This window comes from Kineococcus gurbantunggutensis (assembly GCF_050871925.1).
GTDB lineage: Bacteria > Actinomycetota > Actinomycetes > Actinomycetales > Kineococcaceae > Kineococcus.
On the sequence record NZ_JBJLSG010000118.1, the window covers coordinates 1 to 15,480 of the forward strand.

Annotated in this window: 13 protein-coding genes and 1 riboswitch; of the genes, 10 read left to right on the forward strand and 3 right to left on the reverse strand. The window is 78.2% G+C overall.

The features are described 5' to 3' along the window. The first annotated feature begins 15 nt into the window (after positions 1–15). The 9 genes from ACRYR7_RS18425 (at position 16) to ACRYR7_RS18465 (ending at position 9,947) form a co-directional block, all read left to right on the forward strand. Positions 16–144, forward strand: a complete 129-nt coding sequence (locus ACRYR7_RS18425) for a hypothetical protein (RefSeq protein WP_432573579.1) — start codon at positions 16–18, stop codon at positions 142–144. A 63-nt stretch (positions 145–207) separates the two neighbouring features. After that, positions 208–301, forward strand: a riboswitch (TPP riboswitch). Beyond that, positions 294–1,121, forward strand: coding sequence for a hydroxyethylthiazole kinase (thiM, locus tag ACRYR7_RS18430; RefSeq protein WP_432573568.1), 828 nt, complete (start codon positions 294–296; stop codon positions 1,119–1,121). It overlaps the preceding riboswitch by 8 nt. An 89-nt stretch (positions 1,122–1,210) precedes the next feature. Beyond that, positions 1,211–1,837, forward strand: a complete 627-nt coding sequence (gene thiE, locus ACRYR7_RS18435) for a thiamine phosphate synthase (protein WP_432573580.1) — start codon at positions 1,211–1,213, stop codon at positions 1,835–1,837. After that, complete coding sequence (thiD, locus tag ACRYR7_RS18440) at positions 1,834–2,655, forward strand: bifunctional hydroxymethylpyrimidine kinase/phosphomethylpyrimidine kinase (RefSeq protein ID WP_432573569.1); 822 nt, start codon at positions 1,834–1,836, stop codon at positions 2,653–2,655. Before thiE ends, thiD begins: the two co-directional genes overlap by 4 nt. Before the next feature lie 143 nt (positions 2,656–2,798). Next, a complete protein-coding gene (locus tag ACRYR7_RS18445; protein WP_432573570.1) occupies positions 2,799–4,037 on the forward strand; it encodes an acetate/propionate family kinase in 1,239 nt (412 codons plus the stop codon). An 87-nt stretch (positions 4,038–4,124) separates the two neighbouring features. Beyond that, the gene (pta, locus tag ACRYR7_RS18450; protein WP_432573571.1) at positions 4,125–6,224 is read left to right on the forward strand and encodes a phosphate acetyltransferase; all 2,100 of its coding nucleotides are present in this window, start codon (positions 4,125–4,127) and stop codon (positions 6,222–6,224) included. Positions 6,225–6,416: 192 nt separating this feature from the next. Beyond that, positions 6,417–8,117: a DEAD/DEAH box helicase gene (locus ACRYR7_RS18455; protein WP_432573572.1), complete on the forward strand. Its 1,701-nt coding sequence runs from the start codon at positions 6,417–6,419 to the stop codon at positions 8,115–8,117. Between the two features lie 92 nt (positions 8,118–8,209). Beyond that, complete coding sequence (locus ACRYR7_RS18460; RefSeq protein WP_432573573.1) at positions 8,210–9,385, forward strand: PP2C family protein-serine/threonine phosphatase; 1,176 nt, start codon at positions 8,210–8,212, stop codon at positions 9,383–9,385. 124 nt (positions 9,386–9,509) lie between these two features. After that, positions 9,510–9,947 (forward strand): OsmC family protein, encoded by a 438-nt coding sequence (locus ACRYR7_RS18465; RefSeq protein WP_432573574.1) that lies wholly within the window; start codon positions 9,510–9,512, stop codon positions 9,945–9,947. Positions 9,948–9,971: 24 nt separating this feature from the next. Here the strand turns inward: ACRYR7_RS18465 and ACRYR7_RS18470 are convergent, their stop codons facing one another. Beyond that, positions 9,972–11,354 (reverse strand): serine hydrolase domain-containing protein, encoded by a 1,383-nt coding sequence (locus ACRYR7_RS18470; protein ID WP_432573575.1) that lies wholly within the window; start codon positions 11,352–11,354, stop codon positions 9,972–9,974. Between the two features lie 390 nt (positions 11,355–11,744). Between ACRYR7_RS18470 and ACRYR7_RS18475 the strand changes: the two genes are divergently transcribed. Beyond that, on the forward strand, positions 11,745–12,674 hold the full coding sequence (locus ACRYR7_RS18475) for a glycosyltransferase family 2 protein (RefSeq protein WP_432573576.1): 930 nt from the start codon (positions 11,745–11,747) through the stop codon (positions 12,672–12,674). Here the strand turns inward: ACRYR7_RS18475 and ACRYR7_RS18480 are convergent. Then, positions 12,664–13,749: a sugar ABC transporter substrate-binding protein gene (locus tag ACRYR7_RS18480; RefSeq protein ID WP_432573577.1), complete on the reverse strand. Its 1,086-nt coding sequence runs from the start codon at positions 13,747–13,749 to the stop codon at positions 12,664–12,666. The genes ACRYR7_RS18475 and ACRYR7_RS18480 overlap by 11 nt on opposite strands. 64 nt (positions 13,750–13,813) lie before the next feature. Continuing rightward, positions 13,814–15,388: a methyl-accepting chemotaxis protein gene (locus ACRYR7_RS18485; protein ID WP_432573578.1), complete on the reverse strand. Its 1,575-nt coding sequence runs from the start codon at positions 15,386–15,388 to the stop codon at positions 13,814–13,816. Between the last annotated feature and the right edge of the window lie 92 nt (positions 15,389–15,480).

The window sequence follows — 15,480 nt, forward strand, 5'->3', positions numbered from 1 at the left end:
GCGGTGCCCGGCGCGGTGCCCGGCGCGGTGCCCGGCGCGGTGCCCGGCGCGGTGCCCGGCGCGGTGCCCGGCGCGGTGCCCGGCGCGGTGCCCGGCGCGGTGCCCGGCGCGGTGCCCGGCGCGGTGCTCAGCCCGGTGCGCTGACGCCCCCCGCCCCGCACCCGCCCCCACCGGGCGCGGTGCGGGGCCGGCGCCGGTGTTAGGTTCGCCCGCGGCACGGGGTGCCCCGCACGGGGCTGAGACCACACCCGTCGAACCTGACGCAGGTAGTGCTGACGAAGGGATGTCACGGCGTGGACGCCGCCAACCCCGCGCGCCCGGGCGCGCAGCAGGTCGCCGACGTGCGCGAGGCCCTGGCCCGCGAGCACCCGCTGGTGCAGTGCCTGACGAACTCGGTGGTCACCACGATCACCGCGAACGTCCTGCTCGCCGCCGGCGCCGCCCCCGCGATGGTGGACAACCCCCGCGAGGCCGCGGAGTTCGCCCGCGCCGCCTCCGCGGTGCTCGTCAACGTCGGCACCCTCGACGACGAGCGGGCCCGCGCCATGGCGCTGGCCGCGGCCGCCGCCCGGGAGGCCGGCACCCCGTGGGTGCTGGACCCCGTCGCCGTGGGCGGGCTGGCCTTCCGCACCGGGGTGGCCCGCGACCTGCTGGCGCACCGCCCCGACGTGGTGCGCGGCAACGCCTCGGAGGTCCTGGGCCTGGAGGGCGCCGGCGCCGGCGGGCGCGGGGTGGACTCCACCTCCGGCGCCGAGGACGCCCTGGACGCCGCCCGGCGCCTGTCGCTGCGCACCGGCGGCGTCGTCGCCGTCTCCGGCGAGGTGGACGTCCTCGTGCACGGCGAGCGCACGGTGCGGGTGCGCGGCGGCTCGCCGCTGCTGACGCGCACCACCGGCGCCGGCTGCTCGCTGGGCGCGCTGGTCGCCGCGTGCACCGCCGTGGCCGGCGACCCGCTGCTGGGTGCGGTGACCGCGCACGCCCACGTCGCGCTGGCCGCCGAGCGCGCCGCCGCGCGCAGCACCGGGCCCGGCTCCTTCGCCGTCGCCTGGGTCGACGAGCTCGACGCGGTGGACGCCGCCGCGCTGCGCGCGGACCTGAGCACCTCCGGCCGGCTCGCGTGAGCGCCGCGGGCCCCGCCGCGGGCCCCGCCGCGGGCCCGGCCGCGGGTCCCGTCGCGACGACCGCCCCGCGCCGCGCCTTCGACCCCTCGCTGTACCTGGTCACCGACACCGCGCTGTGCGGGCCGCGCGGGGTGCCCGCCGTGGTGCGCGCCGCCGTCGCCGGCGGCGTCACCGCCGTGCAGGTGCGCGACAAGACCGCGAGCGACCGCGAGCTGCTGGCCCTGGTGCGCGCGGTGCAGGAGGTGCTGCGCGGCACCGGGGTGCCGCTGCTGGTCAACGACGCGGTGGACGTGGCCCTCATCGCCGGCGCCGACGGCGTGCACCTGGGCCAGTCCGACCTGCCCGCCGCGGACGTGCGCCGCCTGGTCGGCCCGGAGGTGCTGCTGGGGCTGTCCGTCTCCAGCGCGCAGGAGGTGCTCGCCGTGCCCGCCGGGGTCGTGGACCACCTCGGCGCCGGGCCCGTGCGCGCCACCCCCACCAAGACCGACGCCGCCGCCCCGCTGGGCGCCGACGGGGTGCGCGCCGTGCTCGCCGCCGCCGCGGGCACGCCGTGCGTGGCGATCGGCGGGATCACCGAGGCCGACGTCGCCGGGCTGCGCGGCGCCGGCGTCGCCGGGGTGTGCGTGGTCTCCGCGGTGTGCGCCGCGCCCGACCCGCGCGCCGCGGCCGCGCGGCTGCGCGGCGCCTGGGACGCGGCGGGGGAGGGGGCCCGGTGAGCGCGCGCGTCGCCCTCACCGTCGCCGGCAGCGACCCCAGCGGCGGCGCCGGGGTCCAGGCGGACCTGAAGGCGTTCGGGGCGCTGGACGCCTTCGGCACCGCCGTGCTCACCGCCCTGACCGCGCAGAGCACCCGCGGGGTGGCCGGCGTGCACGTCGTGCCGGCGGACTTCGTGCGCCGCCAGCTCGAGGTGCTGCTGGAGGACGTCGAGGTCCACGCCGCCAAGACCGGGATGCTCGCCGACGCCGCCGTCACCCGCGCCGTCGCCGGCGTGCTCGGCGGGCGCGGCGTGCCCCTCGTGGTGGACCCCGTCATGGTCTCCACCAGCGGCGACCGCCTGCTGGACGCCGCCGCCGTGGCCGCCGTGCGCGACGAGCTGGTCCCCCTGGCCGACCTGGTCACCCCCAACGTGCCCGAGGCGGCGGTGCTGCTGGACGCCGCACCGGCCCGCGGGGTCGACGAGGTCGCCGCCCAGGCCGAGGAGCTGCTGCGCCGCACCGGCACCGCGGTGCTGCTCAAGGGCGGCCACCTCGGCGGCGAGCAGAGCGTGGACGTGCTCGCCGAGCCCGGCGGCACCCACCGCGTGGCCCGCCCCCGGCTGGCCACCACCTCCACGCACGGCACCGGCTGCACCCTGTCCGCGGCGATCGCGGCCCTGGCCGCCCGGGGCGCGGGCGCCCCGGCGAGCTGGCTGCCCCTCGTGCAGGGGGCCCGCGACTACCTGCAGGGCGCGCTGGCGGCCGCCGACGCGCTGGGCGTCGGCTCCGGCAACGGCCCGCTGGACCACTTCTTCGCCCACCACCGCACCGGCGCCTGAGCCCGCCGCCGGCCCCTCCCCGCCCGCGCCCGTCCTCCTCCCCCCTGCCCTCGGTGCGCCCGGCGGGTGCGGCGGGGCGGTCCGTGACAGGCTCGGGGCGACCGGTGACCGCCCTGGTCGCCGGCCGGCGAGGGGAGCGTGCGGTGTCCACGGATCTGTCCGGCGGCAACGGGTCCGTCGTGGTGGTCAACTGCGGCAGCTCCTCGGTGAAGCTGGCCGTCGTCGACCCCGCCACGGGGGAGCGCTCCCTGTCCTGCCTGGGCGAGCGCCTGGGCACCGACGACGCCGTCGTGCACTTCAGGACCGCGCAGGGCGAGCGCACCATCACCCCGGCCGCCTCCACCCACCGCGGCGCGCTCGCCCACGTGCTGCAGCGGCTGCTGGACATGGACCTGCCGCCGCTGCTGGGCGTGGGGCACCGCGTCGTGCAGGGCGGCAAGCGGTTCCGCTCCTCCGTGCGCGTGGACGAGCACGTGCTGCGCGACATCTCCGACCTGTCGGCGCTGGCGCCGCTGCACAACCCCGCCAACGTCGCCGGCATCGAGGCCGCCCGCGCCGTGCTGCCCGAGCTGGACCACGTCGCCGTCTTCGACACCGCCTTCCACCAGACGATGCCCGAGCACGCCTACCGCTACGCCGTGCCGGCGCGCTGGTACGAGGAGTTCGGGGTGCGCCGCTACGGCATGCACGGCACCAGCCACCGCTTCGTCTCCCAGCGCGCCGCGGAGGTGCTGGCCCGCGACGCCGGCGCCGACCCGCGCTCCCTCAAGCTCGTCGTGGCCCACCTGGGCAACGGGTGCAGCGCCACCGCCGTGCTCGGCGGGCGCTCGGTGGACACCACGATGGGCCTGACGCCGCTGGAGGGCCTGGTGATGGGCACCCGCTCCGGCGACCTGGACCCCGCGGTGCTGGAGCTGGTCGCCGAGCGCACCGGCGCGAGCACCGCCGAGATCGTCAAGCAGCTCAACTCCGCCTCCGGCCTGCTGGCGCTGTCGGGGCTGTCCAACGACGTGCGCACCCTGACGGAGAAGGCCGCCCAGGGCCACGCCGGGGCCCGGCTGGCGCTGGAGGTGTTCACCTACCGCGCCGCCAAGCACGTCGCCGGCCTGACCGTCGCCCTGGGCGGCCTGGACGCCCTGGTGCTCACCGGCGGCATCGGCGAGCACGCCACCGGCGTGCGCTCGGCGCTGCTGGCCCGCCTGGAGCACCTGGGCCTGGTGGAGGACCCCGCCGCCAACGCCGCGCACGGGCGCTCCTCCACCCCCGCCGGGCGCATCACCCGCGAGCACCCCGGCGGCACCGGGCCGCTGGCGATGGTGGTGCCCACCGACGAGGAGCTGCTCATCGCCCGCGACACCGCCGAGCTCGTCCGGCGCGGCTGACCCCACCGCCCGGCCCCGGCCCACCGCCCCGGCCCGCCCCGCACCACGTCACGTCCCCCGCCCGGCCCGACCCGAGAGGAGCGCGCGGTGCCCCGCACCCTGCTCGTCGTCCCCACCGGCCACGGCGCCGGCCTGACCTCCACCTGCCTGGGCCTGCTGCGCGCCCTGGACGCGCGCGGCGTGGCCGTGGGCTTCCACAAGCCGCTGGCCCAGCCCGGCCGCGGCGGCGGCACCGACCGCTCGGTGGCCCTGGCCCGGCTGACCACCGGCCTGGCCGTCGCCGAGCCCATCCCCGCCGCCCGCGTGGTCGAGCGCCTCAGCCGCGGCGAGGTCGACGACCTCATGGAGGAGGTCGTCGCCGCCGCCGAGGGCGTGCTCGCCGCCCACGACGTCGTCGTCGTCGAGGGCCTGGCGCCCTCGGCCGACCAGGTCTTCTCCGGCCGGGTGAACACCGCGCTGGCCACCGCCCTGGACGCCGACGTGCTCCTCGTCGGCTCCGCCGGCCCCGACGGCACCGACCCCGGCGCGCCCGAGCGCATCGCCGAGGACATGGCCGTCACCGCCGGCACCTACCGCGCCGGGGAGGCGCTGCGCGTGGTCGGCGGCGTCGTCTCGCGCTGGCCGGTGCCGGAGGACCCCGGGGTCGCCGTCGCCCGCGTCGCCGCGCTGCGCGGGGCGCTGGAGCACCACGGGGTGCCGCTGGTGGCGGCCGTGCCGTACCGCACCGACCTGACGTGGCCGCGGGTGCGCGACCTCGTGCGCGCCCTGGACGTCGACGTGGTCACCCACGGCGACCAGCAGCGGCGCGTGAAGGAGGTCGTCGTCGCCGCGCAGGCGGTGCCCGGGATGCTGCCGCTGCTGCGCGAGGGCCGCCTGATCCTCGTGCCCGGCGACCGCCACGACGTCGTCATGGCCACCTGCCTGGCGGCGCTGAACGGCACCCGCCTGGCCGGGCTGCTGCTGACCGCCGGCGTGGGCATGGACGAGCGGGTCTCCGAGCTGACCCACGCCGCCGCCGCCACCGGCCTGCCGATCCTGCGCACCTCGCGCAGCACCTACGCCACCGCCACGGCGGTCAACCGCCTGGACCCGGACGTGCCCGCCGACGACGCCGAGCGCGCCCACGCGGTGACCACCACCGTCGCCGAGGCGCTGGACCCGGCGTGGCTGGCGGGGCTGCCGACCTCCGCGCACACCAAGCGCCTCTCGCCCGCGGCGTTCCGGCGCCGGCTGACCACCCTGGCCGCCGAGCGGGTGCAGCGCATCGTGCTGCCCGAGGGCACCGAGCCGCGCACCGTGCAGGCCGCCGCGCTGTGCGCGCAGCGCGGCATCGCGCGCCCGGTGCTGCTCGGCGCGCCCGCGGAGGTCGCCTCGGTGGCGGCCGGGCTGGGGCTGACGCTGCCCGAGGGCGTGGAGGTGCTCGACCCCGCCTCCCTGGTGGACCGCTACGTCGACGTGCTGGTCGAGGCGCGCAAGCACAAGGGGATGCGCCCGGACGTGGCGCGCGACTCGCTGGCGGACCCGGTGTGGCTGGGCACGACGATGCTCAAGGCCGGCGACGTGGACGGCCTGGTCGCCGGCGCGGTGCACACCACCGCCGCCACCGTGCGCCCGGCGCTGCAGGTGGTGCGCACCAAGCCCGGCGCGAAGCTGGTCTCCAGCGTGTTCTTCATGTGCCTGCCCGACGACGTGGTCATCTACGGCGACTGCGCGGTCAACCCCGACCCGGACGCGGAGGAGCTGGCCGACATCGCCCTGCAGTCGGCGGCCTCGGCGCGCGCCTTCGGCATCGAGCCGCGGGTGGCGATGATCAGCTTCTCCACCGGCTCCTCCGGCGCCGGCGCGCAGGTGGACAAGGTCGCCGAGGCCACCCGCATCGCCAGGGAGCGCGAGCCGGACCTCGTCATCGACGGGCCGCTGCAGTACGACGCGGCCGCGGTGGCCTCGGTGGCGGCGGCCAAGGCGCCCGGCTCGCCGGTCGCCGGGCGCGCCACGGTGTTCGTCTTCCCCGACCTCAACACGGGCAACACCACGTACAAGGCGGTGCAGCGCAACGCCGGCGTGGTCTCGGTGGGCCCGATGCTGCAGGGCCTGGCCAAGCCGGTGAACGACCTCTCGCGCGGCGCGCTGGTCGACGACATCGTCTACACCATCGCCCTGACCGCGATCCAGGCCTCGCGCGGGTGATCTCCGGGAATCGTCCCGGGAGTCGGCCTGTTAGGGTGTGTACGACGGTTTGATGCCGTCCACTCAGCGGGCGAGCCGCCCGCGAGGTCGCTCGAGTCTCATCCCTCAGCTTCTGCGCGCAGCTCCGTGCGCGCCCGCGCCTGGGGGCGGACCGCCTTAGCGGCCGCCGATCCACGTGGAGTCAACTCCCGCATGCCCCAGTACGACCGTTCCTCCAGCTCCTCCCGCGACGACTACGCGCGCGGCGACTACTCCCGCGGTCCCTCCCAGGACCGCTTCCCCCGCCCGCGCCGCGGTGAGGGCGACAGCTACCGCTCCGAGGGCCACCGCTCCGAGGGCTACCGCGGCGACCGCGACGGCGGCCGCCCCGAGCGCGGCGGCTACCGCGGCGACTCGCGCGGTTCCGGCTCCTACGGCGGCTCCGGCTCCTCGCGCGGCGCCTACGGCGGCCCCAGCGGTTCCGGCGGCTACCGCGGCCGCCGCTCCGGCCCCCCGCGCAGCCCGCGCTCCTTCGCCCCCTCGGCGACCGAGCAGGCCCTGACCGCCGCCGAGCTGGTCGAGGTCCCCGACCTCACCTTCGCCGAGCTGGGCCTGCCGGCCGAGCTCGTCGCCGCCCTGGAGCGGCGCGGCATGTCCAAGCCGTTCGCCATCCAGTCGCGCACCCTGCCCGACGGCATCGCCGGCCGGGACATCCTGGGCCGCGCGCGCACCGGCTCGGGCAAGACGCTGGGCTTCGGCCTGCCGATGCTGGCCCGCCTGGCCGCCTCCGGGCGCCCGCGCATCACCGGCGCCCCGCGCGGCCTGGTGCTCGTGCCCACGCGCGAGCTGGCCATGCAGGTCGCCGACGCGCTGCGCCCGCTGGGCGACTCCCTCGACCTGCGCATGGCCGTGGTCGTCGGCGGCGTGCCCTACGGCCGGCAGATCTCCGCGCTGCAGCGCGGGATCGACGTCCTCATCGCCACGCCGGGCCGCCTGGTGGACCTCATCGAGCGCGACGCGGTCTCGCTGGGCGAGGTCGACGTCACCGTCCTGGACGAGGCCGACCACATGGCCGACCTCGGCTTCCTGCCGGGCGTGCGCGCCATCCTGGAGGGCACCAAGCCCGGCGGGCAGCGGATGTTCTTCTCGGCCACGCTGGACCGCGGCGTGGAGGCCCTCGTCCACGACTTCCTCACCGACCCGGCGTTCCACGCCGTGCCGGCGCCGGCGGACGACGTCTCCAACATGGAGCACCGCGTCTTCGCGGTGCGCCCGCACGACAAGCTGCCGATCCTGACGGAGATCAGCCAGCGCCCCGCGCGCAGCATCTTCTTCGTGCGCACGAAGCTGGGCGCGCAGCGCCTGGCGGACCAGCTGCGCGAGGCGGGGGCGCCGGCGGAGGCCATCCACGGCGACCTGCGCCAGGCCCAGCGCTCCAAGGCGATCGACGCCTTCGCGGCCGGGGAGACCCGGGTGCTGGTGGCCACGGACGTGGCCGCGCGCGGCATCCACGTCGACGACGTCGACCTGGTGGTGCACGTGGACCCGCCGAACGACCACAAGGACTACCTGCACCGCTCGGGGCGCACCGCGCGCGCCGGCGCCAAGGGCACCGTCCTGGCGATCGCGCTGCCGGACCAGGTGCGCCGCTACGGCTGGCTGCACAAGGACGCCGGGGTGAGCGCGAACGAGGTCGAGCGCGTCGCCGCCGGCGACGACACCGTGCGCGCGGTGGCCGAGTCCGGCGAGCCGGTCGTGGTCAAGCCCCGCACCCGTCCCGAGCGGGAGGGTCGCGGCCCGCGCCGCGGCGGCTTCCGCGGCGGCTCGCGCCGCGAGGGCGGGCCCCGCAGCGGCGGTCCGCGCCGCGAGGGCGCTCCCCGCGGCCCGCGTCGCGAGAGCGCCGCGCGCGACTGACGCCCGTGCTCCGCAGGGCCCCGTCCCCCACGTCGTGGGGGGCGGGGCCCTGCGGCGTTCCCGGCGGTCCGCGCGCCTGGCAGAATCACAGCGTGATTAAGCAACTCCGCAGCGTGGTGGCTGCGGGGGGTGCCCCGGCGACCCCGGGGGCCTCCCCGCGCGCCGCCGGCGAGCGGGCCCGGGTGCGCCCCGTCGTCGTGGTCGTGCCCGTGTGCCTGGCGTGGGTGCTGCTGCTGTGCCTGGCGCAGGTCGGGGTGGGCACCCAGCGCCTCGTGGTCGTGCCCTGGCTGGCGCTGGCGCCGCTGGCGGCCTCGCTCGTCGTGGGCCCGCGCGCCACCGCCGCCGTCGCCGCGGCCTCCGTGCTCGCCGTCGCCGGCCTCAGCGGCTGGGGCAGCGGCGACCTGGGCACCGGCACGGGCGAGGTGCGCGTGGCCGGCAGCGCCGCCCTGGCCGCGTTCGCCGTCGTCGGCGCCCACGTGCGCCAGCGCCGCGAGGAGCGCATCCGCTCGGTCACCCGGGTGGCCGCCGTGGCGCAGACCGCCATCCAGCACCCGGTGCCGGCGCGGGTGGGGGACCTGGCGCTGGCCTCGCGCTACGTCTCCGCCAGCGCCGACGCCCTCGTCGGCGGGGACCTGTTCGACGTGGTGAGCACCGCCGACGGCGTGCGCGTGGTCGTCGGCGACGTGCGCGGCAAGGGCCTGCCCGCGGTGCACACCGCCGCCGCGGTGCTCTCGGCGTTCCGGCACAGCGCCCCGCTGCCGGGCACCTCCCTGGCCGACCTCGCCCGCCGCGTGGAGGCGGCCGTGGCGCCGCGGCTGGGCCCGGAGGACTTCGTCACGGCCGCGCTGTGCGCGCTGCACCCCGACGGGCGCCTGGAGGTGGTGCTGTGCGGGCACCCCTCGCCGCTGCTGCTGGTCCCCGGTCGCGAGCCCGCGCCCGTCGGCCGGCGGCCCGGCCCGCCGCTGGGGCTGGGGGTCGAACCGCGCGTGGAGAGCGGCCTGGTGCTGCCCGGGCAGCGCCTGCTGCTGTTCACCGACGGCCTGCTGGAGGCGCGCGACCGCCAGGGCCGCTTCTTCGACCTCGACGCCGCCGGGCGCGCCCTGACCGCCCCGGGGCGGCCCGGCGGCGGGGACGTGCAGGAGGCGCTGGACGCGGACCTGGAGCACCTGCTAGCCGACGTGCGCCGGCACGTCGGCGGGGTGCTCGAGGACGACCTCGCCGTGCTGCTGCTGGAGCGCCTGCCCGGCGCGCTCGCGCACGCCGGCTGAGGCGCCGCGCCCCCCCGCCGGGGGACCCCGCCGGTGGCGACGCCCGCGGGCGGGGGCGAGGATGTGCGGTGCCGCGCCAGCGGCACCGCCGAACCGACGACGGTCACGACACCGAGGAGGCCCCGTGCCCACCCGCACCGCCCGCACCGCCTGGAACGGCTCGCTGAACGAGGGTTCCGGCCAGGTCGAGCTTTCCAGCTCCAAGGTCGGCACCTACGACGTCTCGTTCCCCAAGCGCGCCGCCGACGACGCCGGGGGCACCACCAGCCCCGAGGAGCTCATCGCCGCGGCGCACTCCTCGTGCTTCGCGATGCAGTTCTCCGCGCTGCTCGGCGAGGCCGGCGGCACCCCGGAGAGCATCGAGGTCACCGCCGACGTCTCCCTCGGCCCGGACCCCGCCGGCGGCTTCCGCCTCACCGGCATCGCGCTGAAGGTCACCGGCGAGGTCAGCGGCGTCGACGCGGACACGTTCGCCAGGACCGCCCAGGCCGCCAAGGAGACCTGCCCGGTCTCCAAGGCCCTCACCGGCGTCGAGATCACCCTCGACGCGCGCATGGACTGAGCGGACCGGCTGGGCCGCAACGCTTCAGCGCGCCGCCGGCGGGCGCATCGTCACCCCGCTGGCGGCGCGCAGCACCGGCGCCCCGTCGCCGTCGCGGCCCAGCTCCCACGTCTCGCCCGGGGAGCCGAAACCGCCGTCGGCGGTGACGAGCAGCCGCCGCTCGTCCAGGGCGCGCAGCCGCACCGGGTGCGCGGCGGGGTCCGGCCGGGCCGGGTCCAGCGCCAGCAGCGCGCTGCCGCAGCGCACCACGTCCAGCACGCCCCACAGGCTCTGCCACCGGCCGGTGAACGGCGCCGGGTCCGCCGCGGCGCGCGCCTCGCTCCACGAGGCGGCCACCAGGTCCACCAGCCCCGCGGTGCCCAGCGCCAGCTCGGCGGCCGGGCCGTCCACGCAGTTCGTCAGCACGCTGACCGCCAGGCCCGAGGCCGGGTCCAGGACGCTCTTGGTGATCTGGCCCGGGAAACCCCCCGAGTGCCCCACCAGGGTGCGCTGCCCGTGGCGCTCGACGATGAACCCCAGCCCGTAGGCGCGCTCGTCCCCGCCCGCCGCGGGGTCCGCCGTGGGCCACTCCGCGCGCTGGGCCAGGCGCCGGGAGTGCTCCGACAGCGGCCCCTCCGCGCCGGCGGCGTGCGCGCAGAACCACGCGGTGAGGTCCTCCGCGGTGCTGCAGAAGCCCGTCGCGGCGGCCATCGCGCCGGTGGCGGCGGTGGGCAGCGGCTCGCGCTCGTCGGCGGTGGCCAGCCCCGAGTAGCCGGTGACCAGGTCGGCGGGCTCGGCCACGCCGTCCAGGTCCGGCGCGGTGCGCGCCAGCCCCAGCGGCTCGACGAGCTCGCGGCGCACGTGCTCGCCGTAGGGGGTGCCGGTGACGGCCTCCACGACCGCGCCCAGCAGCGCGTAGCCGACGTTGGAGTACTTGAAGCGCTGCGAGCGCGGCAGCAGCGCCCCGCCGGCGGACACCGCCGCGCGCAGCCCGGCGGTGTCCGGGAACGGCTCCAGCAGCTGCCAGAAGTCCCCGGCGGTGCCGTCGCGGGTGACGCCGGCGGCGTGGCCGAGCAGCTCGCGCAGGCTGGCGCGGCCCAGCTCGGCGCACTCCCGGCCCACCCACGGCACGTGCGCGGCCAGCGGGTCGTCCAGGCGCAGCAGGCCGCGCTCGGCCAGGCGCAGCACCGCGGTGGCGGTGAACGTCTTGGAGTGCGAGGCGACGCGGAAGACGTGGTGGGTGCCCAGCGCCGTGCCCGCGGCCACGTCGGCCCAGCCGTGCGCGGTGGACGACAGCAGGCGCCCGCGCAGCCGCACCGCGCTCTGCACCCCGGGCACCTGGCCGGTGCGCCGGCGCAGCGCGGTCCAGGCGTCGGCGACCCCGGCGGCGGTGCGGACGACCTCGTCGGTCAGGGCGGGAGCGCTCACGCGCTCACGCTAGCCGCCCGGGGCGCCCCGGGCGGGGGTGCGGGCGGGGGCGTGCCCCCAGCGCGGACCCGGGGGCGCGACACCCCCGGCGCAACCGTGACGTGACGTGAGGGATGCCGCGATCTCGATTACCGTGAGCGGCGGGCGACCACCCCCGGTGGGTGCCGCCTGCGGGGACGTCCGGACCGGGCGGCGCGACGCGCACCCCGCCCGGTCCGCGGCCCGCCGCCGGCCGGACGAGGACACCGCGCCGCGGCAGCCCCGCGGCGCCCGGCGAGAGGCAGCACCCTGAGCCGCACCACCCCGACCCCCGGCACCTCGACCCCCGGCACCGCGACCCCCGGCGGCCCGGACGGGCGCACCGGCGGCGGGGCGGGCCCGCTGGTGACCGTGGTGGTCCCCACCCACCGGCGCCCCGCCATGCTCGAGGGCGCCCTGCGCAGCGCGCTGGCGCAGACGCTCACCGACCTCGAGGTCGTCGTGTGCGTCGACGGCGAGGACCCCGAGGGCGTCCGCGTCGCCCGCTCGTTCGAGGACCCGCGCCTGCGGGTCCTGGCGGACGGCACCGCCCGCGGCGAGGCGCTGAACACGCTGCGCGGCATCGAGGGCTCCACCTCGCCGTACTTCGCCGTGCTGCACGACGACGACGAGTGGGAACCGGAGATGCTGGCCCGCCTGGTCCCGCCGCTGCAGGCGGACCCCGCGCTGGCCGTGGCGTTCGGGGACCACTGGCTCATGGGCCCGGACGGGGACGTGCTGGCGCGCGAGAGCGAGGAGAACAGCCGCCGGTACGGCAGGGACCGCCTCGACCCCGGCGCGCACCGCCCCTTCCACCGGCTCACCCTCGTGCAGCAGGCCGTCCCGGCGGTGATGACCTCCGTCTTCCGCCGCTCCGCGGTGCGCTTCGACGACCTCGCGCGCGAGCTGCCGGCCAACTTCGACTACTGGCTCGCCTGGCTGGCGGCGCGCTCCGGCGGCGGCGCCCACTACGTGCCCCGGCGCCTGTCGCGCTACCGCGTGCACGCCGGCCAGGGCACCTGCACCGCCCGCCCCTCCTGGGCGCGCGCCGAGGTGGCCATGATGACCCGGCTGCTGTCCGAGCCCGGCCTGCAGGACCTGCGGCCCGAGCTCGCGCGGCGCCTGGCGGCCGCGCACCGGCAGGACGCGCTGCACCGCCACCGCGCCGGCGAGCCGCGCGCCTGGCGCGGCGCGCTGCGCTCGCTGCGGGCGCGGCCCAGCGCCAAGGGGGTCGCCGCGCTGGGCCTGACGTGCCTGCCGCCGCCCGTGCTGGAGCGCGTGGGCCGCGCCCTCAGCCGGTGATGCCCGCCTCGCGGCACAGGGCGCTGGCCGCGCCCGCGCACAGCGCGTCGGCGGTGGTGTAGCCGGAGCCCAGCACCTCGGAGGCGATGTCGGCCTCGCCCACCGCCTCCGGGCGCAGCAGCACGGTGGGCACCCGGCCGGCGCCGTTGTCCGTGGTGGTCGTCGTGGCCGGCTGCTCGCCGGCGAGCACGTCGGCGAGCAGGTCGGCGGTCGCGCGCGCCTGCGCGGGCAGGTCCTTGAACACCGTCATGGTCTGCGTGCCGGCCAGGATGCGCTGCAGCGCACCGACCTCGGCGTCCTGGCCGGTGATCGGCACCCCGCTGTACCCGGCGGCGGTCAGCGCCTCCAGGGCGCCGGCGGCCAGGCCGTCGTAGGCGGTGTAGACGCCCAGCAGGGGCCGCCCGCCCAGCTGCTGCAGCGCCGCGGCCATCTCCACCTCGGCCTGGTCCGCGCTCCACCCGGCCACCGAGCGCTCGGCGGCGATCGTCACCCGCCCGTCCAGCACCGAGTGCGCCCCGGCGGCGAACAGGCCGGCGTTGTTGTCCGCCGGGTCGCCCTGGAGCATCACCACCACGCCCTCGTCGGCGCGATCGCCGACGGCGTCCAGGATCGCCTGCGCGCCCAGCTCGCCGACCGCGCCGCCGTCGAAGGAGACGTAGTAGTCCAGCGGCACGTCCTTGACGAGCCGGTCGTAGGCCACGACGGGCACGTCGGCGGCGGCGGCCCCGCGCACCAGCTCCCCGGCCTGCGCGCCGTCGGCGGCCACGACCACCAGCGCCTGCGCGCCGTCGGCGATCGCCCGCGCGCCCTGGCGGTTCTGCTCGGCCTGGTCGGCGGCGGTGTACAGGTCCACCACGCAGTCCCCGCAGCGCTCCTGCAGGCGCACGGCGAGGTTGGGGTAGTCGTACGCCAGCGCGCGCAGCGACGTGGACGGGGCCAGGAACGCCACGTGGCGCTCCGCGCCGGCGGCCGGCTCCGTCGTCGCGGCGTCCCCGCCGCAGGCGGCCAGGGTCAGCGCGCCGAGGGCGGCCAGGGCCGCGGCGGCGGCGCGGCGGGTGCGGCGGGTGCGGTTCACGGGGGTCCTCCCGGGGACGGGGCTCGGGGTGCTCACGGGTGCGGTTCCGGCTCGCTCGGGCGGCTCAGTAGCGGAAGGTGGCCACGGTGGCGCGCATGCGGTCGGCCATGCCGGCCAGCTCGCGCACCGCGCGGTCGGAGTCGGCCGCGCCCGTCCCGGTCTCCCGGGCGGCGGTGGCGACGGTGCCGATGGTGCTCGCGATGGTGGCCGCGCCCTCGGCGGCGTCGCCCACGCGCCGGCTCATCTCCTGCGTCGTGGCCGCCTGCTCCTCCACCGCCGCGGCGATGGTGCCCTGGTAGTCGCTGATCTCGGCGATGACGCCGGAGATGGAGGAGATCGCGCCCACGGCGCGGTCCACGTCGCCCTGGATGGCCTGGATGCGGGTGGCGATGTCCTCCGTGGCGCGGGCGGTCTGCGAGCTGAGCTCCTTGACCTCCCCGGCCACCACCGCGAAGCCCTTGCCCATCTCCCCGGCGCGGGCGGCCTCGATGGTGGCGTTGAGCGCCAGCAGGTTCGTCTGCTCGGCGATGGAGGTGATGGTCTTGACCACGTCGCCGATCTCGGCGGAGGAGCGGCCCAGCGCGGCCATCGTCTCGCCGGTCTCGGTGGCGATGCCGACGGCGCGGCCGGCCACCTCCGAGGCGCGCGAGGCGTTGGAGGAGATCTCGCTGATGGACACGCCCATCTCCTCCGCGCCCGCGGCCGCCCCGGCGATGTGGTCGCTGACGTCGTGGGCGGAGCGCGCGACGGTGCCGGCGCGCTCGGAGACGGCGCCGGCGCTGCCGGAGATGACCGAGGTGGTGGCCTGCAGCTCACCGGCGGCGCGGGCCAGGGTGGCCGCGTCGCCGTCGAGGCCGGCGACGGTGCGGCGCATGCTCTCAGTGGCGGTGCCCAGGGCCTGGGCCATGCGGCCGACCTCGTCGCGGCGGTCGACCTCGGCGCGGGCGGTCAGGTCGCCGTCGGCGACGCGGGCGAGGACCTCCACGACCTGGCGCAGCGGGCGCACCACGAGGTTCGTGGTCCAGCGCGCCAGCAGGGCGGTCACCAGCAGCCCGGCGACCAGCACGGCGACCATCGTGGTGCGCGCGGTGGAGTAGGTGTCCGCGGCGGCCGCCACCGACGCCCTGCCGTGCGCCTCGCTGAGGCGGTCCAGCTCGTCCAGGGACTCCTCGGCCCTGCCGGCCAGCAGCGCCACGTTGCCCAGGTAGAGCTGCTGGAACTTCGCCCGGTCGCCCTCCTCCCCGGAGGTCGCCAGCGGCACCAGGAAGCCGTCGCGGGTGCCGCGGTAGGAGGCCCACCAGGTGGTGAACTCCTCCAGCTCCGCGCGCTGCGCCGCGGTGCTCAGGGCCGCGCCGTAGCGCTCGACGAGGGCGTCGAGCTCCTCGTCGTCGGCGGCGACGCGCGCGGCGAGGTCCTCGCGGGCGGCGTCGTCGTCGGCCAGGGCGAGGTTGGCCAGGTCGCGCTGGGCCTGCAGGGCGCTGGCGCGCAGGTCGGCCAGGTCCGCGGCGGGCAGCAGGTCCTGCGCGTACACCTCGCCGGTGCGGGCGTTGACGTCGGACAGCCCGGCCAGGCCCACGCCCAGCAGGCCGGTGGCCGCGGTGCACGACAGCACGACGATCGCGCCGATCTTCGTGGCCACCGAGCGGTCGGCGAAGCGGCGGCGCGCGGGGCGCGGGGGGCCGGGGGGGGGGGTGGTGCGGAACGGGGCCTCCTAGGGGGGGCACACCCCCC

What these genes read in the sequence shown, in the direction of transcription:
- ACRYR7_RS18455 (WP_432573572.1), top strand. Translation starts at nt 6,417, where the DNA reads ATGCCCCAGTACGACCGTTCCTCCAGCTCCTCCCGCGACGACTACGCG.